Origin of the sequence: Sphingobium sp. SA916 (assembly GCF_002894065.1) — a bacterium.
Taxonomy (GTDB): Bacteria; Pseudomonadota; Alphaproteobacteria; order Sphingomonadales; family Sphingomonadaceae; genus Sphingobium; species Sphingobium fuliginis.
This window is the reverse complement of sequence record NZ_LXYF01000065.1, coordinates 11647-32830: the sequence shown is the minus strand read 5'-3', so window position 1 is coordinate 32830 and position 21184 is coordinate 11647. Positions and strand designations below refer to the sequence as shown.

Genomic DNA, 21184 nt, shown 5'->3' with positions numbered 1-21184 from the left:
CTTGGGCGACGTAAGGAGCTTGGGCGACGTAAGGAGCTTGGGCGACGTAAGGAGCTTGGGCGACGTAAGGAGCTTGGGCGACGTAAGGAGCTTGGGCGACGTAAGGAGCCTGGGCGGAGTTGGATGAAGGGGGCGGGCCTGTGGCCCGCGCGATCCGTTGGATCGCATCCCCCTCACCCAGCTACGACTAGGCAGCAAGCTGCCAAGTCTGCGCAGCCCTCTCCCTTGAGGGAGAGGGATAATGGGGTTTGCTGACTGCCGTTGGTTGTCGTTTTGGGCTTTCGGCGGCGGTTATGGGCGGACGTCCCACCGGATGAGATCGACCTCGCCCCCTCCCCCCACCGTCAGTTCGCCGAAGGCGCCGGTGCGGAGTTTGAGGTCGGCGAGCGGCAGGCCTAGCGCAAGGAGCGCGAAGCGGGCGGCGCCGTTGCTGGTGATGAGGAGGTCGGCGCCCTCCCCTGCTTGCGCGAACCATTGCTTCCAGGCGGCGATGCGCGGTTCGGCGTCGACTTTCCAGTCCTTGGGGGGGATGCCCTGTTCGTCCCAGGCGGCTAGGGCCTGGGGGCCGAGGCGGGTCAGGACCTGCGCTTCGGGTTGGCCTTCGTCGGGGCCGTGGTCGATCTCGTTGAGCCAGGGAAGGGAGCCGTCGCTGGCGTGGCCGGTGGCGGCGGCGATGCTGGCGGCGGTCTGCCGGGCGCGGAGGAGCGGGCTGCTGTGGAGGCGGCGGATCGGCAAGTTCTGCGCCGCGAACCAGACGCCGAGGCGGTCGGCCTGGGCATGGCCGCTTTCCACCAGCGGAATGTCGGTGCGCGCGCCGATGCGGCGGGCCTGCGCGCTGCTTTCGAAGGTGTTGCCGTGGCGGATGATGAAGATGCGGCGCATGGACTGATGATGTTTCCCGACTTCGCTCGAAACGAACGGAAGATGTTGAGGATCAGGGGGTGGGGTCGCCATGGGCGGCGATCAGCGCCTCGACACGGGCGATGTCGGCTTCGGTGTCGATGCCGGAGCTGTCGAAGACCGGCGGGGATACCGGGACGGTGGTGATGGGGATGCCGAGTTCGAGCAGGCGGAGCTGTTCGAGGCCTTCCAGATTTTCGAGCGCCGTGGGGGGCGTGGCTTCGAAGCGGGTAAGGGCTGCGAGCGTGTAGCCGTAGAGGCCGACATGGCGCCAGACTGGGGAAAGCGGCTGGCTTTGGCGCAGGGCGTCCTCATTGCGGATGGCGGGGATGATGGTCTTCGAGAACCAGAGGGCGCGGCCGTCGGGCGCGCGGGCGCAGGTGGTGCCGCTGAAGGGCGAGCGGGTCTTGTGGTCGCGCAGGGCGTCGAGCGCGGGCCAGTCGAGGGCGATGACGGGGGTGGCGACCTGTGCGCCGGATTCCAGCGCGGCGATGACGGCGCGGAGGGCGTCCTGGGGCTGGAAGGGGCTGTCGCCCTGGAGGTTGACGATGAAGCGGGGTTGGCTGTCGCACTGGCGGGCGGCGGCGAGGGCGCGGCCGGAACCGGTGGCGATGGCGCTGTCGGTCAGGGCGGCGTCGCAGCCCGCGGCGCGGGCGTGGGCGGCGATTTCCTCGTCGTCGGTGGCGACGAGCAGCTGGACGTCGGAGAGGCCGGTCGTGGCGGCGCGGGCCATGGCGATGGTCCGGTGCAGCAGCGTGCGGCCTGCGATCAGGCGCAGCGGCTTGCGCGGGAGGCGGGAGGAGCCGGCGCGGGCGGGGATGACGATGAGGGTGGGCGGGGTCATTTCAGGAGCAATGCCGTTGAGGAGCTGCGTGAAGGGGCATGTGCGGAAAGGCGGTCAGGGGGCGGGACCGGGCTGGGTGGACGGATCGGGATGGGGGACGGATCGGGATGGGGAACATGGCCAGGAGCGGACGCGGGGTGTTGCCCTCCCCTTCAAGGGTGGGGGCGTGCCCCACGCGCAAACTCAGCCTGTAGAGGCACGCCCCCACCCCAACCCCTCCCCTGAAGGGGAGGGGCTTAATGGCGGCTTTCCACCCAAATCGATCAGGCTGAAGAACCCCGAATTTGCCCGCCCCGGCTTCCGCCTTTGCGGGAGTGCGGTCGTCCCTGGGGCGAATGGCGCTCAGGCGACGCCCGCGTGGAGGAGGTCGTGCATGTGGAGCGCGCCGACCAGGCGGTCCTTTTCGCAGACGAAGAGGAGCGTGATATTATGGTCGTGCATCAGGCGGAGCGCTTCGGAAGCCAGTTCTTCCGGGCCGACCGACACGGGCCTGACCGTCATGTAGCGGCCGACCGGCTCGTTCATGTGGCGGGTGCCGGTGACGGTGCGGCGCAGGTCGCCGTCGGTGAAGGCGCCGATCAGTTCGCCCTTGCCGTTGACCACCGCCGTGCCGCCAAGCCGGGCGCGGGTCATTTCGATGGTGGCGTCGAGCAGCGAGGCGTCCTCCTCCACGCGGGGCACGTCGCCGCCCGAGGCCATGAGTTCGCGCACCTTGACGAGCTGCGCGCCGAGCCGGCCATTGGGATGGAATTTATGGAAGTCGTCCGCCGAGAAGCCGCGCATTTCCATGAGCGCGATGGCGAGCGCGTCCCCGAAGGCCATCTGGATCGTGGTGGAGGTGGTGGGCGCGAGCGAATTGGGGCACGCTTCCTTCACGTCGGGCATCAGGATGCAGATGTCGGACGCCGCCGCGACCGTGCTGCGCTTGCGCGCGGTCATGCCCAGCAGGGGGATGGCGAAGCGCTTGCAATATTGGATGATCGGGCCGAGTTCGTTGGATTCGCCCGAATGGGACAGCATCAGCACGACGTCGTCCGGCGTGACCATGCCCAGGTCGCCATGGCCCGCGTCGGCGGGGTGCAGGAAGATGGCGGGCGTGCCGGTCGAGGTGAGCGTCGCCGTCATCTTGCGCGCGACGATGCCGCTCTTGCCCATGCCGGTGACGATCAGGCGGCCGCGCACATTCATGATGATGCCGACCAGCCGCAGGAAGGTCGCCGAAAATTCCCGGTCGTTGAACTGGTTTTCGAGAGCGCTCAGCCCTTCGGCCGCGATGGACAATGTCCGGCGCGCGGTTTCCGCAATGCGCCCGCCTGAGCCGAATGGCACGATCTTCGTTACTGTCGACACGCGTAAGCCCTTTTTTCCACCGCCGCCGCCGGCTTTTTCCGACTGACGACAGCGGCGACGATCCACCGTCCCAGGGTGTTCCGTCCTTACCTCGTTCCGCGACCCGACCGGTCGAAACGACCGGCACCCGGCTGCCGGGGATAAGCGTCTTCCCCTAGTATTGGCAATCGATTTCGCAAGCGCGAATGATGATTTCCGCGCCATTAACGCCACAATGGATGAAAAAGCGATGAACCGCCGAATAATATCGGCGGATGGCGGAACCTTTTACGAGGGAAGCGGTTGTGGGGCGCCGTGCTGCATTGCGCCACGGTCAGGGGATAAACCTGTAAAGGACGCCGTTTATGCGCCTGCCGCCCCACCATGATAGGCGCGGTACCAGTCGACGAAGCGGGGCACCCCCAGTTCGATCCCGGTGGTCGGCGCGAAGCCGATGTCCTGCGCGATGGCGCTGATGTCCGCGAAGGTCGCCGGCACGTCGCCCGGCTGCATCGGCTGGAAGTCGATCTCCGCCTTGCGGCCGCAGGCTTCCTCCAGGACGGAGATGAGGTGCATCAACTCCTCGGGGCGGTTGTTGCCGATATTGTAGAGCCGGTGGGGCGAGCGGCTGCCCCCCGCCTTGGGCGCGCCGTCATCTTCCGGCGCATGGTCGAGGCAGCCGATCACGCCGCTGACGATGTCGTCTATATAGGTGAAGTCGCGCTGCATCCGGCCGTGGTTGAAGACGGGGATCGGCTGGCCCGAGAGGATTTTCGAGGTGAAGATCCACATCGCCATGTCGGGGCGGCCCCAGGGGCCGTAGACGGTGAAGAATCGCAGGCCCGTCATGGGAATGCGGAAGAGATGGGCGTAGGTCTCGCTCATCAGCTCGTCGGCGCGCTTGGTCGCGGCATAGAGCGAGACGGGGTGGTCGGCGCGGTCCTCGACCCGGAAGGGCAGCGTGTCGTTGCCGCCATAGACCGAGGAGGAAGAGGCGTAGACCAGATGCCGCACCCGCCTTTCCCGCGCCACTTCCAGCATGTTGACATGGCCCGCGAGGTTGGAGCGGACATAGGCGTGCGGGTTGATCAGCGAATAGCGCACGCCCGCCTGCGCGCCCAGATGGACGATCGCGTCGACGGGATGGTCGTGCAGCGCCGCCTGGAGCGCGTCCATGTCGGCGAAGTCCAGCTCCGCGAAGGTGAACAGGCCGCCATGGCGATCGTGCAGGGCGGCGATCCGGTCCCGCTTCAGCGAGACGGGGTAATAGTCGTTCATATTGTCGATGCCGAAGACGGCCCGGCCTTCGGACAGAAGACGGTCCGCGACGGCCATGCCGATGAAGCCGGCGGCGCCGGTCACGAGGATTGTCATGGGCTGCGGGTTCCTGTCCTTGCCTTGGCGCTGGAGTCTTTCACAGACAATCCGGGAGGCGATGTAAAGGGCTTTCCCCAGAAGCTCCGTGTTAGTCCCTAAAAATTGCCGGGTTGGGATGCGGATGGGCTGGCGGAAATGGGTGGTTTCCTGCCATCAAGCCCCTCCCCTTCAGGGTCAAACGAGGCACGTGACTCGTTTGAAGGGTTGGGGTGGGGGGAGTGCCTCTACAGGCTGAGTTTGCGCGTGGGGCACGCCCCCACCCCTCGGTCCCCTCCCCTGAAGGGGAGGGGAAGCATTGTCGTCCGGTAGCCCCGGCCAGATGGGATATTGCATGAGGGTGGGACTGCATAAGGGCGGGACTGGGACCGGCCCTTGCAGACGCACGACTTGCCTGGATCGAGCCCAGATGATCCAGAACCACTATTCAGGTCCGCCTTCGGCAAGCTAGACCATCCCTTTTCCCGGGGGATGGATTGCCGATCCTTGTCGAAATCGCCGGATGGCTGGGCGCGTTGCTGGTGTTGGGCGCCTATCTGCTCGTGTCGAGCGGGCATGTGTCCGGCAAGTCGGCCCTGTTCCAAGGGATGAACGCCCTGGGTTCGACGCTGTTCATCCTCAACACATGGTGGCACGGCGCCATCCCCTCCATGGTGCTCAACATCATCTGGCTCGGCATAGGCGCGATCGCGTTGATGCGCATCGCCCGCCAATAGCCCTCATTTCAAAAACCCAAGAAAGGCTGGGGTGGCAGGCCATGTTCTCTTTGGCTACCAGCATGGTGGAGATGAAGAAAGCGCTGATCGTCCGACATGTGCCGCGGGAGGGAGCGGCAGGCTATCTCCAGCCGATCGAGGCCGCGGGCTATGCGATCGAACGGATCGACGTCGCCAGCCCCGACTTTGCCGATGTCGACCTCTGCACCCCGGACCTGTTGATCATGATGGGCGGCCCGATGGGCGTCTATGAGCAGGACCTGCACCCCTGGATTCCGCTCCAGATCGAAAAGCTGTCCGCCCGGCTGGAGCAGGACCTGCCGACCCTTGGCGTCTGCCTGGGCAGCCAGATGATCGCCGCAGCGCTCGGCGCGCCCGTCTATCCTGGCGGGCGGATGGAGTTGGGATTCGCGCCGGTCATGCTGAACGAGGCGGGCGCGGCATCCCCGCTGCGCCATCTGGACGGCGTGCCCGTCCTCCACTGGCACAGCGACACTTTCGACATGCCGACCGGGGTCGAGCTGCTGGCGTCGACCGAAAACTATGCCCATCAGGCCTTTCGCCGCGGCCCCAACCTGCTGGCGTTGCAGTTCCACGCGGAAATGGGCGAAGACCCGCGTTTCGAGGATTGGCTCACGCATTTCTGGGCCGATCTCGACATAGCGAAGCAATGCGGCACTGCCCTTCGGCAGGACCATGCCGACCATGGCCCCGCAGCCGTCGCTGCCGGGCGCGCGATGATCGGCGAGTGGTTGAGCGGAATCGGGAACCAGGACCGATCGGCATTCAGGCCATGACGGCCTGCAAATGAGAGCGCGCGGCCTGCATAGGATTGAACGCAGCGCGCCCTAAAATTCGACTTCCAGTTCCTCGACCTCATCCTTCTCCCCGCGGGCGGCGTCGATCCACTCGCGCATCAGGTCCCAGTCGTTGCTCCAGTTGCAATAGGCGGCCGACCGCCCGGACAGCGCCACGGCATAGGTCAGGAAACGCTGCGCCACGGGGGCGAACATCGCATCGGCCACGGTCGGCCTTTCCCCGAACAGCCAGGGTCCGCCATAGGCGCCGAGGCATTCGGTCCAGATTTCCTCGATCCGCTCGATGTCCTGCTTGGCCCCGGAAAAGACCGGGAACTTTTCGTGCCGCACCTTCAGGTTCATGGGCAGGGCCGAGCGCAGGTTGATGAAGCCGGAGTGGATTTCGCCCGAAACCGAACGGCAGTGCGCCCGCGCGATCCGCTCCGCGGGATAAAGGCCGGCGTGCGGATAGAGTTCATGCAGATATTCCGCAATGGCGAGCGTATCCCACACGCCCGCCCCCTCATGGGTCAGGCGGGGCACCAGCACGGACGGCGACAGAAGCAGCAATTCCGCCCGGTTTTCGGGATCGTCGAGCGCAATCGTCTTTTCCACGACCTTCAGCCCGGCCATGCGGCACAACAGCCATCCGCGCAGGGACCAGGACGAATAAGTCTTGCTGGAAATGGTGAGTTCGGCGTCGGCCATGGCGTTCCTCCCGCTTCATCCCTATGTTTCATCAATCATGATGCGGTGCAATATGCAAAACCTGTATAACGGTCCGGCATGGGACCGAATCGGCACCGAAAGAGCTTAGGACGCGTTTGAGCAAGATGATGATGCTATATAGCGGCTATCAGGCCTGGAACGACATGATGGCCCCTGCGCGCTTCGGTGCTCAGATCGCTCTCTCCTTCAAGGACAAGATGGGACCGGTGGCGGATTGGGCCATGCCCCGCCGCATGTTCGCGCTGATGGACGTGTTCCAGGGCGCGAAGCTGACGCATCGCCGGCCGGCCTATGGCATAACGGAGGTGCATAGCGGCAATGCGGTGGTCGCCGTGCGGGAAGAGGTGGCGCTGGACCTGCCCTTCGGCAACCTGCTGCACTTCGCGAAGGACGATGTCGAAACGCCGCAGCCCAGGGTGCTGGTGGTTGCCCCCATGTCGGGCCATTTCTCGACCCTGCTGCGCAACACCGTCCAGACGCTGCTGCGCGACCATGACGTGTACATCACCGACTGGAAGAACGCCCGGGACGTGCCGCTGAGCGCCGGGCGCTTCGGATTCGACGATTATGTCGACTACATCATGACCTTCATGCAGGAAATCGGGCCGGGATCGCATCTGGTTTCGGTGTGCCAGCCCTGCGTGCCCGCCATGGCGGCGGTGTCGATCATGTCGGAGGACAAGGACCCGGCGACGCCGCGCTCCATGACGCTGATGGGCGGGCCGATCGACACGCGCGCCGCGCCCACGGTCGTCAACGAACTGGCCAATGAGCAGTCGATCAAATGGTTCGAGGAAAATCTGATCAGCCTGGTGCCGATGCGCTATGCCGGGCGCGGCCGGCGGGTCTATCCCGGCTTCCTCCAGCTTTCCGCCTTCATGTCGATGAACATGGACCGGCATGGCGCCGCGCACCGCGAGCTTTACCAGCTGCTGGCCGACGGCAGGCAGGTCGAGGCGGACAAGATAAAGACCTTTTACGAGGAATATTTCGCCGTGCTCGACATGACGGCGGAATTTTATCTGGAAACGGTGGACAAGGTGTTCCAGCGGACGCTGCTGGCCAAGGGCGAACTCACCTATCGCGGGCGGAAGGTCAATCCGGGCGCCATCCACAAGACGGCGCTGCTGACGGTCGAAGGGGAAAAGGACGACGTCTGCGCCGTGGGCCAGACCGCGGCCGCCCATGCGCTCTGCACGGGCCTGCGCCCGCATCTGAAACGCCATCACCTGCAGCCGGGCGTCGGCCATTATGGCGTCTTTTCCGGCAGCAAATGGGAAAAGCAGGTCTATCCGCAGGTGCGGAACATGATCCTGGCGATGAACGCGGGTTAGCCTTTCCCTAATCATTGGCGGATATGGCCGGGGCATGGACATGGCTTCCCATCCCGCAATGGCGCATGCGCGCGCCTATGCGCCGGTGCAGCGGGCGCGCTGGGCCGCGCTGGCGGACGCGGCGGCGGAGGCCAATGCCTTCTACATGCCCGACATGCTGTGTGCGGCGCTGGACCATCTGGCGGGCTGCACCGCCGTGCGCATGCTGGAGGCGCAGCGGGACGGGGAACTGATCGGGCTGATGCCCGTGGTCGTCGCGGCGCGGCATGGGCGGTTGCCGCTGCGCTGCGTCACCAACTGGATGCACGATCATTGCTTCTTTGGCGCGCCGCTGATCCGGCGGGGCGAGGAAGTGGCGGCGTGGCGGGGACTGCTGGAGCAGCTGGACGAGGCGGACTGGGCGCCGGGCTTCCTGCATCTGCGGGGGCTGGACGCGGCGGGGGCGAATGCGGCGGCGCTGGAGGCGCTGTGCGTCGAGCAGCGGCGCGGGCGGCGGGAGGTGCATCGGTACGACCGGGCGATGCTGCGGTCGGAACTGGACGCGGACGCCTATTGGGAAACCAATGTGCGGGCCAAGAAGCGCAAGGAATTGCGGCGCCTGCAGAAGCGGCTGGCCGAACTGGGCACGGTGGAGAGCCGGCTGCTGGTCGACGGGGCGGAGCTGGCCGCGTGGTGCGGGGAATTTCTGGCGCTGGAGACCGCGGGCTGGAAGGGGGCGGAAGGATCGGCGCTGGCCTGCAGGGATGAGGATGCGGCTTTCTTCCGGGCGGCCTGCGCGGCGGCTTTCGAGAACGGGCGGCTGCATTTCCTGCGCATGGACCTGGATGGGCGGGCGATCGCGATGCTGGTCAATTTCCGGCATGGCGAAGGGGCCTTTTCGTTCAAGATCGCCTTTGACGAGGCGCTGGGGCGCTTTTCGCCGGGGGTGCTGATCGAGATCGCCAATTTGCAGGCGGTGCTGGGCGATCCCGCCATCGGCTGGATGGATAGCTGCGCGGCGGCGGACCATCCGATGATCGACAGCCTGTGGGGCGAGCGGCGGACGATCACGCAATATCGCATCGCGCTGCGGGGCGCCGGGCGAAGCGTCGCCTTTGCGCTGGCCAATGGCGTCGAGGCGCTGGGGCAGAGGTTGAAGGGGCAGATATGAACGCGGTGAGCGCCATCGAGGCGGCGGTGTTTCCGGAAGAGGCGCGGGCGGCCTTCGCGGCGGCTTATCCGGACAGGGCGGCGAAGTTGAGCCATGGGCTGGCGGGGCATGCACTGCTGACGCTGGAGGCTCTGGCCGGGCTGGCGGAGCGGATGCCCGCTGCTTCGGTCGAGTATAATCTGGGGAAGCTGCCTTTGGGGGTGCGGGCGGAGGATACGCCGTCCAACGGGCTGACGCTGGGCGAGACGATCCGGACGATCGAGACCAACGGCAGTTGGGCGGTGCTGAAGAATGTCGAGCGGGACGCGGCCTATGGCGCGCTGCTCGACCGGGCGCTGGCGGAACTGGCGCCGCTGGTGGAGCGGGAGACCGGGCCGATGCTGCATCGGGAGGCGTTCATCTTCCTGTCCTCGCCCGGCAGCGTGACGCCGTTCCACATGGACCCGGAGCATAATATCCTGCTCCAGATCCGGGGCGAGAAGACGATGACGGTCTTTCCGGCGGGCGACGAGGAACTGGTGCCGGCGGTGCAGAGCGAGGCGTTCCATGCGGGCGGGCATCGCAATCTGGACTGGCGGGACGGGTTTCGCGAGCGGGGCATGGCGGTGACGCTGTTGCCGGGCGATGCGATCCATGTCCCGGTCAAGGCGCCGCATTTCGTGGAGAATGGCCCTGTCGTTTCGGTCAGCCTGTCGGTGACGTGGCGGTCGGAGCGGAGCGTGGCGGAGGGCGAGTTGCACAGCCTGAACGCGCTGCTGCGGCGGCGCGGGCTGCCGGTCGGGCGGATCGGGGCGCGGCCGGAGGCGCAGGGCGCGCGGCGGATCGCCTATCGGATCATGCGGAAGCTGGGCGTCTGAGGATTTTGCGCAAGGCTGCTTCGGCTTCGAGGCGGGGGCTGAAGCGGTCGACCTGCCACCATTCAAGGGCTTCCTCGCGGGTGGCGAGGCTCTGCTTGTAGCGGTCCTTGCCCGCGAGCAGCGAGTAGAGCGCGAGGCCGCGTTCCGCATAATGGGCGACGGCGGCGGCGTGGCAGAGCAGGCCGGGCTTGTCCTTCGGGGCGCGGGGGGCGGCGAAGGCGGACTGGTAGTTCATCGCTGTGCCGTCGTGAAGGACGTTGAGGAGCAGGCCGACGGTTCCGCCGCTGTCGGTCAGGCGCAGCAGTTCGACCTTTTCGTCGCGGTTTGCGAGGGTGGCGGCGAAGCGGCGGAAGGCGGGGTCGTCCCAGGCATTGTCGGCGTGGCGGCCGGTGTTGAGGGACCGCATTTCGTCCAGCCATGGGACGATGTCCGCTGGGGCGGCTTTGGCGATGGCCGGGAGCGCGCCGCCATGGTCCTTGAGGGCGCGGCGGATCTGGGCGCGGCTGTTGGAACTGAGCAGCGACAGATAGTCGGCGGCGCGGACGGCGGCGAGGTCGACCTGATAGACCGGGGAGCGGTCGAGGCGGGTCTTGCGGCGGGCGGGGATTGTCAGGAGCGGCGAGTCGGGGGCGATGCCGTCCAGGCGGAGGGTGCGCCAGTCGTTGCGGTTTTGCAGGGCCTGGAGGACGGCCCGTGTCGCCTCCCCTTCCCTGCCCTTTGCGGCGAGCAGGCCGTTATATTCGATGAAGGGGCGGTCGGCGCCGGGGTGGCCGGACTGGTTGAGCGACAGAGTGGCGCTGCGGCCCAGCAGGCGGGGTTGCAGGGCATGGCCGAAGAGGGCGAGCGCGACGTCCTGACCCTGCGCGTCGGTGACGGCGAGCAGTTCGGGGCGGACGGCGTAGCTTTCCAGCCAGGCGCCGATCCAGGTCCAGCCGAGGAAGAAGCTGGCGGCGGCGCGGGACTCCAGCGCCTGCCAGCGGGGGGCGAGGCTCGCGAGGTCGGGCAGGCGGGTGAAGTGGGCGGTGAGGGCCATTGCGAGGCCCCTTTTGGCAGAGCGGCGGTGGGGGTCAAGCTTGCAGCACCTCAAGCTGTATGGGCAGGTGGGGAAGGTGGGGAATGGCCAATCCAAGACATTCCCCTCCCGCAGGCGGGAGGGGTTAGGGGTGGGCGCGAGCGAAGCGAGCTTCTGACTTAGCCGTTGCAAAACAGCGCAGATGTCGCGCCAGCCCACCCCCTAGCCCCCTCCCGCCTGCGGGAGGGGGAATGTCCGCAATCCACCCAAACCGGTCGGGACCATCACAATTCGCGGCGCAATGCGGGGTCGACCGAGCCATCGGGGCGGACGCCCGCGCGTTTGAGGTCGCGGCCCATTTTCCCCGTCAGGAAGCGAAACCACATCACGAAATCGGCCCGCAGCGACCAGAAGGGATAGCGGAAGGTCGCGGGGCGGTTATGTTCGATCAGGCTGTGGCCGATCCAGGCGAAGCCATAGCCGGCGAGGGGCACGGCGGGGATCATCCACCAGCTTCCCGCGACCGGCAGCGCGGCGACCAGCAGCACGACCAGGCTGGTGCCGGCATAGTGCATCGCCCGCGTGCCCGCATGGGCATGTTCCTGGAGATAATAGGGCCAAAAGTCGCGGAACGCCGCCGTCTTGTCGTCCATCGCATCCCCTCCTGCCTGTGTCCGCAAGCCTATCGGGAAACGGGATGGAAGTTAAGATGGATGCGTCAGGCCGTGTGCCGATCGGGGGCGAACAGGAAATAATCATAGGCCGCCCGCGCCGCTTCGGCCATGATGCGGTCGCGCAGTTCATGGCCCATATGGTCCTTCATCACGAAGACCGAGATGACGAACATGCGGCCATCGGGCAGCGTGACGATGCCCGCGTCGTTGCCGAGGCCGTTCAGCGTCCCCGTCTTGTGCGCGATGCGGGTGCCCGGCGGCAGCATGGCGCGCAGCCGGGCCTTGCCGGTCTTGCAGCGTTCCATGACCGACAGCATCAGCGCGGTCGTCTGGGGCCGCAGCACCCTGCCCAGGCGGATCGCGGCGAGCAGGTCGTCCATCGCCCGCGGCGTGGCGGTGTCGCGCGGGTCGGCGGCGAAGCCGATATTGGGCATGTCGCGGGCGTCGCGCTGGCTGGCGGAGAGGCCGGATTCCATCGCGGCTTCATCGCCGAAGCCAATGCCCGTCACCTTGGCGCGGGCGAGCAGGTCGCGGGTGTTGCTGTCGACGCGCAGCCCCCTGATCCCGGCGGCGCGGACCCAGTCGTTGACCGCCTGCGGCCCGCCGGCGCGGGCGACGAGGGCGTCGGTCGCCTCATTGTCGCTGAGCGTCAGGCTCATGTCGATCAGGGTGCGCACCGGCAGCGGGCGGCCGAGGCGCATGAGCGGTTCGTCGAGGCTGAGGCTGCCCGCGTCCAGCAGCGAGAGGATCTTGGCCGTGACCGCCACCTTGTAGGTGCTGGCCATCGGGAACAGCGTGTCGCCATTATAGGCGAGCGTCTCCCCAGTGCCGAGGTCGCGCACGGCGATGCCGACCGTGCCGTCGGTCAGCGTGGCGAAACGGGCGAATTCGGCCATCAGGCGGGATTCGGCGCTGTGCTGGACCGGATTGGGCGTCGGGCCGAAGGCGTCGGCGGTGGGCAGCGGAGCCAGGAACAGGCCCAGAAAGGCGATCAGCTTGGTACGAAGGCGCGGCATGCCGCCTGTTTCCCCGATTTGCCGGAGAAGGGCAAGCACTGTTGACAGCGGATCGGCGCGGGGTTCATCACGCCGGGCCATGAGCGATACGATCAAGCTGGACGAGAGCTGGCGCGCACCGCTGCTGCGGGAATTCGAGAGCCCCTATATGCAGGGGCTGAAGCGCTTCCTTCAGGAGGAGAAGGCGCAGGGCAAGCGCATCTTCCCCAAGGGCAGCGAATATTTCCGGGCGCTGGACCTGACGCCGCTGGACAGGGTGAAGGTGGTGGTGCTGGGGCAGGACCCCTATCATGGCGAGGGACAGGCGCATGGCCTGTGCTTTTCGGTGAAGCCGGGGGTGCGGACGCCGCCGTCGCTGGTCAATATCTACAAGGAATTGCAGAGCGACCTGGGCCTGCCGCCGCCGCGCCACGGTTTCCTGGAGCATTGGGCGCGGCAGGGCGTGCTGCTGCTGAACAGCGTGCTGACGGTGGAGATGGGCAAGGCGGCGTCGCACCAGAAGCGCGGCTGGGAACAGTTTACCGACGCGATCATCCGGCTGGTCAACCAGCAGGGCGAGCCGGTCGTGTTCCTGCTGTGGGGCAGCTATGCCCAGCGCAAGGCGGAATTCGTCGACCGGAGCCGGCATCTGGTGCTGAAGGCGGCGCACCCCTCCCCCCTTTCGGCGCATAACGGGTTCCTGGGGTGCCGGCATTTTTCGCAGGCCAACGCCTTTCTGGAGGAGAAGGGGCGCGGGGCGATCGACTGGGGATTGCCGGAGACGGTGGCGGCATGAATTTCGACGACCAGTTGCACCGCTATTTCGGGGTGCGGGATGTGGACGCGCTGACCCCTGATGCCCTGGAAGCGGGGCTGGAGCGCATGCGGGTGGATTTCGGGCTGGAGACGGACGGGCGGCGGCGCTTTGCGCTGTGGTCGCTGATGTTCCTGCTGGGGGCGGCGCCCGATCTGGACGAGGCGTTCGAGGACCCGGCGGACCGGGACGCGGCGCGCGACTTCATGGAGATGATGGAACGGGCCGAGGGGAACGAGTAGCGTTTTGCCGCCGCGCAGGAACAGGCTAGTCTGTCGGGCATGCGAATCTTCACCATCGGTTATGAGGGCGCGACGCAGGACGAGGTGATCGCCGCCCTGCGCGCGGCGGGCGTGACGATGCTGGCCGATGTGCGGGCGGTGCCGCTGTCGCGACGGCCGGGCTTTTCCAAGAATATCCTCGCCGCCGGGCTGCGCGAGGCGGGGATCGATTATGTCGGGTTGAAGGCGCTGGGGACGCCCGCCGCCGGGCGGGAGGCGGCGCGCAAGGGGCAGCACCAGCGGCTGGCGGAGATTTATGCGGGGCAGTTGGAGCTGCCCGAGGCGATGGTGCAGGCCGCGCAACTGGTGGAGATGGCGGAGGAGCAGGCGGTGGCGCTGCTGTGCTTCGAGCGGGATGCGGCGGCCTGTCACCGGTCGTTGCTGATCGATGCGGTCATGCCGGATGCGGAGCGTGTGGATTTGGTGCCTTGAGGAGCGCGCTTCCCCTCCCCTTCAGGGGAGGGGATTGAGGGGTGGGGGCGTGCCCTAAGGGAAAGCTGGGAGTAACGGCCTGCCCCCACCCCAACCCCTCCCCTGAAGGGGAGGGGCTTCTATATATAAATTCAGTTTCTTTGCCGCCGAAGCGATTCCATATTGCATTGCAGCAGGGGGTGGCGTTTCATCGCTTTCATGCTGAAGGCCGCGCTCCACCACCTGACGTCCTATCGCTACAGTCGCCCGATCACGCTTGGGCCGCAGGTGATCCGGTTGCGGCCCGCGCCGCACAGCCGGACGAAAATCCCCAATTATGCGTTGAAGATCGATCCGCCAGGGCATTTCCTGAACTGGCAGCAGGACCCGCATGGCAACTGGCTGGCGCGGATCGTCTTTCCCGAGCCGGTCGACCGTTTCTCCGTCGAGGTCGACCTGCTGGCCGATCTCGACATCATCAATCCGTTCGATTTCTTCGTGGAGCCTTATGCGGAGGAGTATCCCTTCGCCTATGACGAGCAGTTGAAGACCGACCTCGCCGCCTATTTCGACCTGGAGGATCAGGGGCCGCTGTTCGAGGCTCTGGTGGAGAGCCACAAGGGGTTCGAGGGGCGGACGATCGACTTTCTGGTCGAGGTGAACCGGCAGCTTCAGCAACGGGTCGGCTATGTGATCCGGATGGAGGCCGGGGTGCAGTCGCCGGAGGAGACGCTGGAGATCGGCACCGGGTCGTGCCGGGATTCGGCCTGGCTGCTGGTGCAGTTGCTGCGGCGGCTGGGCTTTGCGGCGCGCTTCGTATCGGGATACTCGATCCAGCTTGTGGCAGATGTCGAGCCGCTGGAGGGGCCGAAGGGGGTTTCGCAGGACGTGGTCGATCTCCACGCCTGGGCGGAGGCCTATGTGCCGGGCGCGGGTTGGGTGGCGCTCGATGCGACTTCGGGGATGTTCGCCGGAGAGGGGCATATTCCGCTCTGCGCGACGCCGCATTACCGCTCCGCCGCGCCGATCAGCGGGATGGCGGAACCGGCGGAGGTGGATTTCCACTTCTCCATGGGGGTCAGCCGCATTGCCGAGGCGGTGCGGATCACCAAGCCCTTCACCGATGCGCGCTGGGATGCGGTGATGGCGCTGGGCGCGCAGGTGGATGCCGACTTGCAGGCGCAGGACGTGCGGCTGACGACCGGGGGCGAGCCGACCTTCGTGGCGGAGAATGGCGGCGATGCGGGCGAGTGGAACGGCGATGCCGTGGGGCCGACCAAGGCGGGTTATGCCGACCGGCTGATCCGGGGGCTGCGGGAAGCCTTCGCGCCGGGCGGGATGCTGCATCATGGGCAGGGCAAATGGTATCCGGGCGAGAGCCTGCCGCGCTGGGCCTATGCGGTATATTGGCGGCAGGACGGGGTGCCGATCTGGCGCGATGCGGCGCTGATCGCGGATGAGGTCGCGCCGGAGGACGCGCGGGCGGTGACGGCGGAGGATGCGCAGGCCTTCATCGCGCATATGGCGGGGGCGATGGGCTTTTCCGCCGATCATATCCAGCCGGTTTTCGAAGACCCGGCGGTATGGGCGGTCAAGGAGGCGGACCTGCCGGTCAACACCTCGCCCGACGATCCCAAGATCGCCGATCCGGAGGCGCGGGCGCGGATGGTGCGGGCGTTCGAGCGGGGGCTGGACCAGCCGGTCGGCTATGTGCTGCCGGTGCAGCGGTGGCAGGCTCAGGCCGCGACGCCGCGCTGGCAGAGCGAGATTTGGCAATTGCGGCGCGGGCGGCTGTTCGCGGTGCCGGGGGATTCGGCCCTGGGCTATCGCCTGCCCCTGGGGTCGTTGCCGCATGTGCCGGAGGCGGCCTTTCCCTATATCCATCCCCGCGATCCGAGCGAGCCGCGCGGCCCCTTGCCCGATTTCCGGGCGACGGTGGACGAGGTGCATGCGCAGCCGGTGCAGCGGGTGCCCGACGCGCCGGGCGGGGCCGTGGCGCAGGAGCGGGTCGAGCAGTTCCATATCGAGGGGGCGGTGCGCACCGCCGTGACGGTGGAGCCGAGGGGGCACTTCCTGTCCGTCTTCCTGCCGCCGGTGGAGGCGCTGGAGGATTATCTGGAACTGATCGCCGAGGTCGAGGGCGCGGCGGAGGCGATGCGGATTCCGGTGCGGATCGAAGGCTATGCGCCGCCGCCCGATCCGCGTTTGCAGGTGCTGAAGGCCACGCCCGATCCCGGCGTGATCGAGGTGAATATCCAGCCTTCGTCAAGCTGGGACGAGACGGTGGAGATCACCGAGCGGCTCTATGCGCTGGCGCGGACCTGCGACCTTACCGCCGACAAGTTCATGGTGGATGGGCGTTCGGTGGGGACCGGGGGCGGCAACCATATCGTGCTGGGGGGGCCGAGTTTGAACGACTCGCCCTTCATCCGGCGGCCCGACCTGCTGAAGAGTTTTGTGCTCTATTGGCAGCGGCATCCTTCGCTGTCCTACCTGTTTTCGGGGCTGTGCATCGGGCCGACCAGCCAGGCGCCGCGCATCGATGAGGCGCGGCATGACGGGCTGTACGAGCTGGAGATAGCCTTGGCGCAGGTTCCTGCTCCGGGTGAGGGCGACGCGCCGCCGCCATGGCTGGTGGACCGGCTGTTCCGCAATCTGCTGGTCGATGTGACGGGCAACACCCATCGCACCGAAATCTGCATCGACAAGATGTTCTCCCCCGACGGGCCGACCGGGCGGCTGGGGCTGCTGGAGTTTCGGGGCTTCGAAATGCCGCCGGAGCCGAGGATGAGCCTTGCCCAGCAATTGCTGTTGCGGGCGCTGACGGCGTGGTTCTGGCGGCAGCCGCAGCAGGGCGGTCTGGTGCGCTGGGGGACGGCGCTGCACGACCGCTTCATGCTGCCGCATTTCGTCTGGGCCGATTTTCTGGAGGTGCTGGGCGACCTGCGCGGGGCGGGTTACGCGTTCGATCCCAACTGGTTCGAGGCGCAGCGGCAGTTCCGTTTTCCGGTGCATGGCGCGGTGGATGCGGGCGGCGTGGGGCTGGAGATTGCCCATGCGCTGGAGCCGTGGAATGTGCTGGGCGAGACCGGTGCCATTGGCGGGACCGTGCGCTATGTCGACAGTTCGACGGAGCGCTTGCAGGTGCGGGCGACGGGGCTGGTCGCGGGGCGGCATGTCGTCGCCTGCAACGGGCGGCGCGTGCCGATGACGCCGACCGCCGTGCCGGGCGAGGCGGTGGGCGGCGTGCGGTACAAGGCCTGGGCGCCGGCCGCCTGCCTGCACCCTGCCCTGCCGGTCAACGCGCCGCTGACCTTCGACGTGCTGGATAGCTGGAGCGGGCGGTCGCTGGGCGGCTGCGTCTATCATGTCGCGCATCCGGGCGGGCGCAATTACGACACACTGCCGATCAACGCCTATGAGGCGGAGGCGCGGCGCAAGGCGCGGTTCCAGGACCATGGCCATACGCCGGGGCCGGTCGACATGCCGCCCGCCGAGGCCCCGGGCGAATTTCCGATGACGCTGGACCTGCGTTTCCGGCATCCATGACCGTGGCGAGCGCCCCTGTCGTGGAAGCAGCCGGTTGGGCCGACGCCTATCTGGCGCGGGCGCCGGAGGGCGACCTGTTCGCCGGAGCGAGCGCGGAGATGGCTGGGCACTGGCGGACGATGCTGGAGCGGCTGTCGGCGCAGGCGCAGGGCGATCCGGCGGTGCTGGCGGGCAATGTCGAGCGGCAGGCGGTCGACCTGGGGCTGGCGTTCCGGCTGACCGGGGACCAGCAGGAAAGGCCCTGGCCGCTCAGCCCCGTTCCACTGCTGATCGGGGCGCGGGAATGGACGCATATCGAGCAGGGGCTGATCCAGCGGGCGCAGTTGCTGGAGCGGGTGATCAGCGACATCTATTCCACCCAATCGCTGGTGCGCGAGGGGAAGCTGCCCGCGAGCGTGATCACCGGCAGCCCGCATCATTGGCGGGTGATGACCGGCGCGCCGCCGCCGCATGGGCATTTCGTCCATTTCTACGCCGCCGATCTGGCGCGGGGGCCGCAGGGCGATTGGCGGGTGCTGGCGGACCGGGTGCGGACGCCCGTGGGCGTCGGTTATGCGCTGGAGAACCGGCTGGCCCTGTCGCGGGCGACCGGGGACTTGCTGGGCGCGCTCAATGTGCGGCGGCTGGCGCCGTTCCTGAGCGACCTGCGGCGCGGGCTGGCGGCGGATTGCGAGCGGAGCGATCCGCGCATCGGGCTGCTGTCGCCGGGGCGGTTCAACCAGAGCTATGCCGAGCAGGCGCATCTGGCGCGCTATCTGGGCCTGTTGCTGGTCGAGGGTGACGACCTGATCGTGTCGGACGGGCAATTGTTCGTGCGGACCATTCAGGGGTTGAAGCGGGTCGATGGCCTCTGGCGCTGGATGGACAGCCGCTTCCTCGATCCGCTGGCGTTCGACGCGGAATCGCGGATCGGCGTGCCGGACCTGTTCGACGCCTGCGTCAAGGGCGGGCTGATGCTGGCCAACTGGCCGGGCGTGGGCGTGATCGAATCGCGGGCCATGGCGGCCTTCCTGCCGGGGCTGGCGCGGGAGGTGCTGGGGGCGGACCTCATCCTGCCCAATATCGCGACATGGTGGTGCGGGCAGGCGGCCGAGCGGGCGCATGTGGCGGGGGCGATGGACGAGCTGGTGGTGGGGTCCGCCTTCGACCGGGACGTGGCGGGGCTGACGGGCACGCGGTTCCTGCCCGGATCGGGGATGGATGCGGCGCAGCGGGCGGCCCTGCTGGAGGCGATGGCGCGGCGGCCGATGGATTATGTCGGGCAGGAAGTGGTGCGGCTGTCGACCACGCCCGCGATCGTCGGGGGCAGGCTGACCGCCCTGCCCTTCACCCTGCGGGTGTTCGTGGCGCGGGACGAGCTGGGGCAATGGCGGATCATGCCGGGCGCCTTTGCGCGGCTGGCGGCGCATGGCGACATTCGCGCCGCGCTGATGGGCGAAGGCGACCTGTCGGCGGACATGTGCGTGCTGGACGGCAAGCCGGTGCCGCAGGACGGGCTGTCGGCGGCGGCTCCGGCGATCCGGCGGGTGGGCGGCATGCTGCCCGCCAAGGCGGCGGACAATCTCTATTGGCTGGGCCGCTATATCGAGCGGATGGAGATGACGGCGCGGGTGATCCGGGCGATCGTCGGCGGGTCCATCGAGGCCGATCTGGGGCCGGCGGTGGGATCGCCCGCCATGGACCGGCTGATGGGGCAGCTTGCGTCCTGGGGCGCGATCCCGGCCGTTGCGGGGGCGGTCGGGCCGCTCTGCGCGCAGGCGTTGGGCGATGGCGCGCAGCCGGGCAGCGTGCGGGCCCTACTGGCGGCGGTGGCGGGCATAGGGGAAGGGCTGCGCGACCGGCTGGCGGTGGATTACTGGCGGCTGGTGCGGCTGCCCCTGCCCGATTTCGACGGCGGGGTGACGGAGACCCTGCTGAAGGCGTCATCCCGGATGATCGAGCGGATTTCGGCGCTGTCGGGGCTGGCGGCGGAGAATATGGGGCGGACCGAGGGGTGGCGTTTCCACGACATGGGGCGGCGGATGGAGCGGGCGATCAATGGCTGCCGTCTGGCGATGCTGTTCGGGGGCGACGGGGCTTCGGCGGACGACCTGACCGTGCTGCTGGACCTCAACGACAGCCAGATCAGCTATCGCAACCGCTATCTGGCCGGGCCCGCCCTGGCGCCGGTGCGCGATCTGGTGGCGCTGGAGCCGCATAATCCGCGCTCCATCGTCTATCAGGCGGAGAGGCTGGCGGAGCATGTCGGGGCGCTGCCGACGCTGCATGGCGACGGCATGCCCGAGGAGCCCCAACGGCTGGCGGCGATGCTGGCGGCGCGGCTGGCGCCGCTGACGGGGGATGTGCTCGGCATGGCCGATCTGGCGGAGGCGGAGGGCCGGTTGCTGGAACTGTCGGACGCCATCGGCCAGCGCTATTTCCTACAGCGGCGCAAGGAAAAGAGCGAGGGCGCCAGCCTGCTGTCATGATCTACCGCATCCGGCATCAGACCATCGTGCATTATGATGCGCCGGTGCAACTGGCGCGCCTGAACCTGCGGCTGCGGCCCGCGCCTTGGCCGGGGCAGTGGACGTCGGACTATCATCTGGCGGTCGATCCGGCGCCTTCCTCCATCGAATCGCGGCCGGGGGCATGGCCGGTGCATGTCGCCCGGCTGGAGATCGACAGCCCGCTGCGCCGGATCAGCATCGACAGCAGCTTTCGCGCCGGGGTGCAGGGCGAGCCAGCGGCGGAAGCGCGGGAGGATGATCCCACCGTCGGCGCGGTGGCGGAGGCGGCGCTGGTGGCGCGGGACATGGGACCGGCGGGGCCGGCGCATTATCTCCACGCCTCGCAGCGCGTGCCGCTGGTGGCGGAGATCGGGGATTGGGCAGCGGATTTGCTTGTCCCGGGGCGGCCGATTGTCGAGGCGGCGGTGGAACTGGCGCGGCGGATCAAGGGCGAATTCGCCTATGTGAGCGGGGCGACCGATGCGGCGACGCCAGTGGCGGAGGCCTTTGCGGCGCGCCATGGGGTGTGCCAGGATTTCGCCCATGTGATGGTGGCGGCCTTGCGCTGGTTCGGGCTGCCCGCCGCCTATGTCAGCGGCTATCTGCGCACCGATCCGCCGCCGGGCATGGCGCGGCTGGTGGGTGCGGATGCCATGCATGCCTGGGCGATGCTGTGGTGCGGGCCGGCGCGGGGGTGGATCGGCCTTGATCCGACCAACGGCGTGATCGCCGGGGACGGGCATCTGTTCGTCGCCATGGGGCGGGACTATGCCGATGTCGCGCCGATGGACGGGCTGTTCTTCGGCGGCGCGGGCCAGAGCGTGCAGGTGATGGTGGATGTCATGCCGGAGGATGAGGCGTCGTGAGGCGCGCCCGGAGCGCGCTGCGCCAATCGCACGCAGCGCGCTCCGGCTTTCTGCCGTATCCTT

At 67.8% G+C, this 21184-nt stretch carries 19 protein-coding genes; 11 read left to right on the top strand and 8 right to left on the bottom strand.

The window, feature by feature from the left end; all coding sequences use genetic code 11:
• Positions 1–291 precede the first annotated feature (291 nt).
• From A8G00_RS19555 to A8G00_RS19540, 4 genes are all read right to left on the bottom strand, one after another.
• A complete protein-coding gene (locus A8G00_RS19555) occupies positions 292–882 on the bottom strand; it encodes a histidine phosphatase family protein (protein WP_103001478.1) in 591 nt (196 codons plus the stop codon).
• A 52-nt stretch (positions 883–934) separates the two neighbouring features.
• Positions 935–1744: a 3-deoxy-manno-octulosonate cytidylyltransferase gene (locus A8G00_RS19550; RefSeq protein WP_103001477.1), complete on the bottom strand. Its 810-nt coding sequence runs from the start codon at positions 1742–1744 to the stop codon at positions 935–937.
• Between the two features lie 342 nt (positions 1745–2086).
• Positions 2087–3094, bottom strand: coding sequence for an SIS domain-containing protein (locus tag A8G00_RS19545; protein WP_044661368.1), 1008 nt, complete (start codon positions 3092–3094; stop codon positions 2087–2089).
• Between the two features lie 342 nt (positions 3095–3436).
• A complete protein-coding gene (locus tag A8G00_RS19540) occupies positions 3437–4447 on the bottom strand; it encodes an NAD-dependent epimerase/dehydratase family protein (protein WP_099186370.1) in 1011 nt (336 codons plus the stop codon).
• 476 nt (positions 4448–4923) lie between these two features.
• Between A8G00_RS19540 and A8G00_RS19535 the strand changes: the two genes are divergently transcribed.
• Both A8G00_RS19535 and A8G00_RS19530 read left to right on the top strand, forming a co-directional pair.
• The gene (locus tag A8G00_RS19535) at positions 4924–5163 is read left to right on the top strand and encodes a hypothetical protein (RefSeq protein ID WP_103001476.1); all 240 of its coding nucleotides are present in this window, start codon (positions 4924–4926) and stop codon (positions 5161–5163) included.
• Positions 5164–5234: 71 nt separating this feature from the next.
• Positions 5235–5960: a glutamine amidotransferase gene (locus A8G00_RS19530; RefSeq protein WP_103001479.1), complete on the top strand. Its 726-nt coding sequence runs from the start codon at positions 5235–5237 to the stop codon at positions 5958–5960.
• Between the two features lie 51 nt (positions 5961–6011).
• Here the strand turns inward: A8G00_RS19530 and A8G00_RS19525 are convergent, their stop codons facing one another.
• Positions 6012–6668, bottom strand: coding sequence for a glutathione S-transferase (locus A8G00_RS19525; protein ID WP_103001475.1), 657 nt, complete (start codon positions 6666–6668; stop codon positions 6012–6014).
• Positions 6669–6793: 125 nt separating this feature from the next.
• On the opposite strand from A8G00_RS19525, the gene A8G00_RS19520 reads away from it, so the two are divergent.
• From A8G00_RS19520 to A8G00_RS19510, 3 genes are read left to right on the top strand one after another with little or no spacing between them, the layout of a single operon-like run.
• Positions 6794–8023: a polyhydroxyalkanoate depolymerase gene (locus A8G00_RS19520; RefSeq protein WP_044662997.1), complete on the top strand. Its 1230-nt coding sequence runs from the start codon at positions 6794–6796 to the stop codon at positions 8021–8023.
• A gap of 34 nt (positions 8024–8057) precedes the next feature.
• Positions 8058–9173 (top strand): GNAT family N-acetyltransferase, encoded by a 1116-nt coding sequence (locus tag A8G00_RS19515; protein ID WP_103001474.1) that lies wholly within the window; start codon positions 8058–8060, stop codon positions 9171–9173.
• Positions 9170–10030, top strand: a complete 861-nt coding sequence (locus A8G00_RS19510; RefSeq protein ID WP_103001473.1) for a cupin-like domain-containing protein — start codon at positions 9170–9172, stop codon at positions 10028–10030. Before A8G00_RS19515 ends, A8G00_RS19510 begins: the two co-directional genes overlap by 4 nt.
• Here the strand turns inward: A8G00_RS19510 and A8G00_RS19505 are convergent.
• From A8G00_RS19505 to A8G00_RS19495, 3 genes are all read right to left on the bottom strand, one after another.
• The gene (locus tag A8G00_RS19505) at positions 10008–11063 is read right to left on the bottom strand and encodes a GNAT family N-acetyltransferase (protein ID WP_103001472.1); all 1056 of its coding nucleotides are present in this window, start codon (positions 11061–11063) and stop codon (positions 10008–10010) included. The two genes, A8G00_RS19510 and A8G00_RS19505, sit on opposite strands and share 23 nt — an antisense overlap.
• Before the next feature lie 263 nt (positions 11064–11326).
• Positions 11327–11695, bottom strand: a complete 369-nt coding sequence (locus A8G00_RS19500; protein ID WP_103001471.1) for a DUF962 domain-containing protein — start codon at positions 11693–11695, stop codon at positions 11327–11329.
• 65 nt (positions 11696–11760) lie between these two features.
• Positions 11761–12732 carry a serine hydrolase gene (locus A8G00_RS19495; RefSeq protein ID WP_103001470.1) on the bottom strand — a complete coding sequence of 324 codons (972 nt, stop codon included), beginning with the start codon at positions 12730–12732 and terminating at the stop codon, positions 11761–11763.
• Positions 12733–12811: 79 nt separating this feature from the next.
• On the opposite strand from A8G00_RS19495, the gene ung reads away from it, so the two are divergent.
• The 6 genes from ung to A8G00_RS19465 all read left to right on the top strand — a co-directional run bounded on the left by ung (position 12812) and on the right by A8G00_RS19465 (position 21121).
• Positions 12812–13507, top strand: coding sequence for a uracil-DNA glycosylase (ung, locus tag A8G00_RS19490; RefSeq protein ID WP_061939296.1), 696 nt, complete (start codon positions 12812–12814; stop codon positions 13505–13507).
• Positions 13504–13767 (top strand): hypothetical protein, encoded by a 264-nt coding sequence (locus tag A8G00_RS19485; RefSeq protein ID WP_025552251.1) that lies wholly within the window; start codon positions 13504–13506, stop codon positions 13765–13767. The genes ung and A8G00_RS19485 overlap by 4 nt, the downstream gene beginning before the upstream one ends.
• A 39-nt stretch (positions 13768–13806) precedes the next feature.
• Positions 13807–14238, top strand: coding sequence for a DUF488 family protein (locus tag A8G00_RS19480; protein ID WP_025552249.1), 432 nt, complete (start codon positions 13807–13809; stop codon positions 14236–14238).
• A gap of 198 nt (positions 14239–14436) precedes the next feature.
• Positions 14437–17766 carry a DUF2126 domain-containing protein gene (locus tag A8G00_RS19475; protein WP_103001469.1) on the top strand — a complete coding sequence of 1110 codons (3330 nt, stop codon included), beginning with the start codon at positions 14437–14439 and terminating at the stop codon, positions 17764–17766.
• On the top strand, positions 17763–20234 hold the full coding sequence (locus A8G00_RS19470; protein ID WP_103001468.1) for a circularly permuted type 2 ATP-grasp protein: 2472 nt from the start codon (positions 17763–17765) through the stop codon (positions 20232–20234). The genes A8G00_RS19475 and A8G00_RS19470 overlap by 4 nt, the downstream gene beginning before the upstream one ends.
• The gene (locus A8G00_RS19465) at positions 20231–21121 is read left to right on the top strand and encodes a transglutaminase family protein (protein ID WP_103001467.1); all 891 of its coding nucleotides are present in this window, start codon (positions 20231–20233) and stop codon (positions 21119–21121) included. Before A8G00_RS19470 ends, A8G00_RS19465 begins: the two co-directional genes overlap by 4 nt.
• Positions 21122–21184: the final 63 nt, after the last annotated feature.

Coding starts and splice junctions, on each gene's coding strand:
- A8G00_RS19555 (WP_103001478.1), bottom strand. CDS start 882: ATGCGCCGCATCTTCATCATCCGCCACGGCAACACCTTCGAAAGCAGC.
- A8G00_RS19515 (WP_103001474.1), top strand. CDS start 8,058: ATGGACATGGCTTCCCATCCCGCAATGGCGCATGCGCGCGCCTATGCG.
- A8G00_RS19550 (WP_103001477.1), bottom strand. CDS start 1,744: ATGACCCCGCCCACCCTCATCGTCATCCCCGCCCGCGCCGGCTCCTCC.
- A8G00_RS19485 (WP_025552251.1), top strand. CDS start 13,504: ATGAATTTCGACGACCAGTTGCACCGCTATTTCGGGGTGCGGGATGTG.
- A8G00_RS19520 (WP_044662997.1), top strand. CDS start 6,794: ATGATGATGCTATATAGCGGCTATCAGGCCTGGAACGACATGATGGCC.
- A8G00_RS19510 (WP_103001473.1), top strand. CDS start 9,170: ATGAACGCGGTGAGCGCCATCGAGGCGGCGGTGTTTCCGGAAGAGGCG.
- A8G00_RS19530 (WP_103001479.1), top strand. CDS start 5,235: ATGAAGAAAGCGCTGATCGTCCGACATGTGCCGCGGGAGGGAGCGGCA.
- A8G00_RS19495 (WP_103001470.1), bottom strand. CDS start 12,732: ATGCCGCGCCTTCGTACCAAGCTGATCGCCTTTCTGGGCCTGTTCCTG.
- A8G00_RS19475 (WP_103001469.1), top strand. CDS start 14,437: ATGCTGAAGGCCGCGCTCCACCACCTGACGTCCTATCGCTACAGTCGC.
- ung (WP_061939296.1), top strand. CDS start 12,812: ATGAGCGATACGATCAAGCTGGACGAGAGCTGGCGCGCACCGCTGCTG.
- A8G00_RS19505 (WP_103001472.1), bottom strand. CDS start 11,063: ATGGCCCTCACCGCCCACTTCACCCGCCTGCCCGACCTCGCGAGCCTC.
- A8G00_RS19480 (WP_025552249.1), top strand. CDS start 13,807: ATGCGAATCTTCACCATCGGTTATGAGGGCGCGACGCAGGACGAGGTG.
- A8G00_RS19470 (WP_103001468.1), top strand. CDS start 17,763: ATGACCGTGGCGAGCGCCCCTGTCGTGGAAGCAGCCGGTTGGGCCGAC.
- A8G00_RS19540 (WP_099186370.1), bottom strand. CDS start 4,447: ATGACAATCCTCGTGACCGGCGCCGCCGGCTTCATCGGCATGGCCGTC.
- A8G00_RS19465 (WP_103001467.1), top strand. CDS start 20,231: ATGATCTACCGCATCCGGCATCAGACCATCGTGCATTATGATGCGCCG.
- A8G00_RS19525 (WP_103001475.1), bottom strand. CDS start 6,668: ATGGCCGACGCCGAACTCACCATTTCCAGCAAGACTTATTCGTCCTGG.
- A8G00_RS19500 (WP_103001471.1), bottom strand. CDS start 11,695: ATGGACGACAAGACGGCGGCGTTCCGCGACTTTTGGCCCTATTATCTC.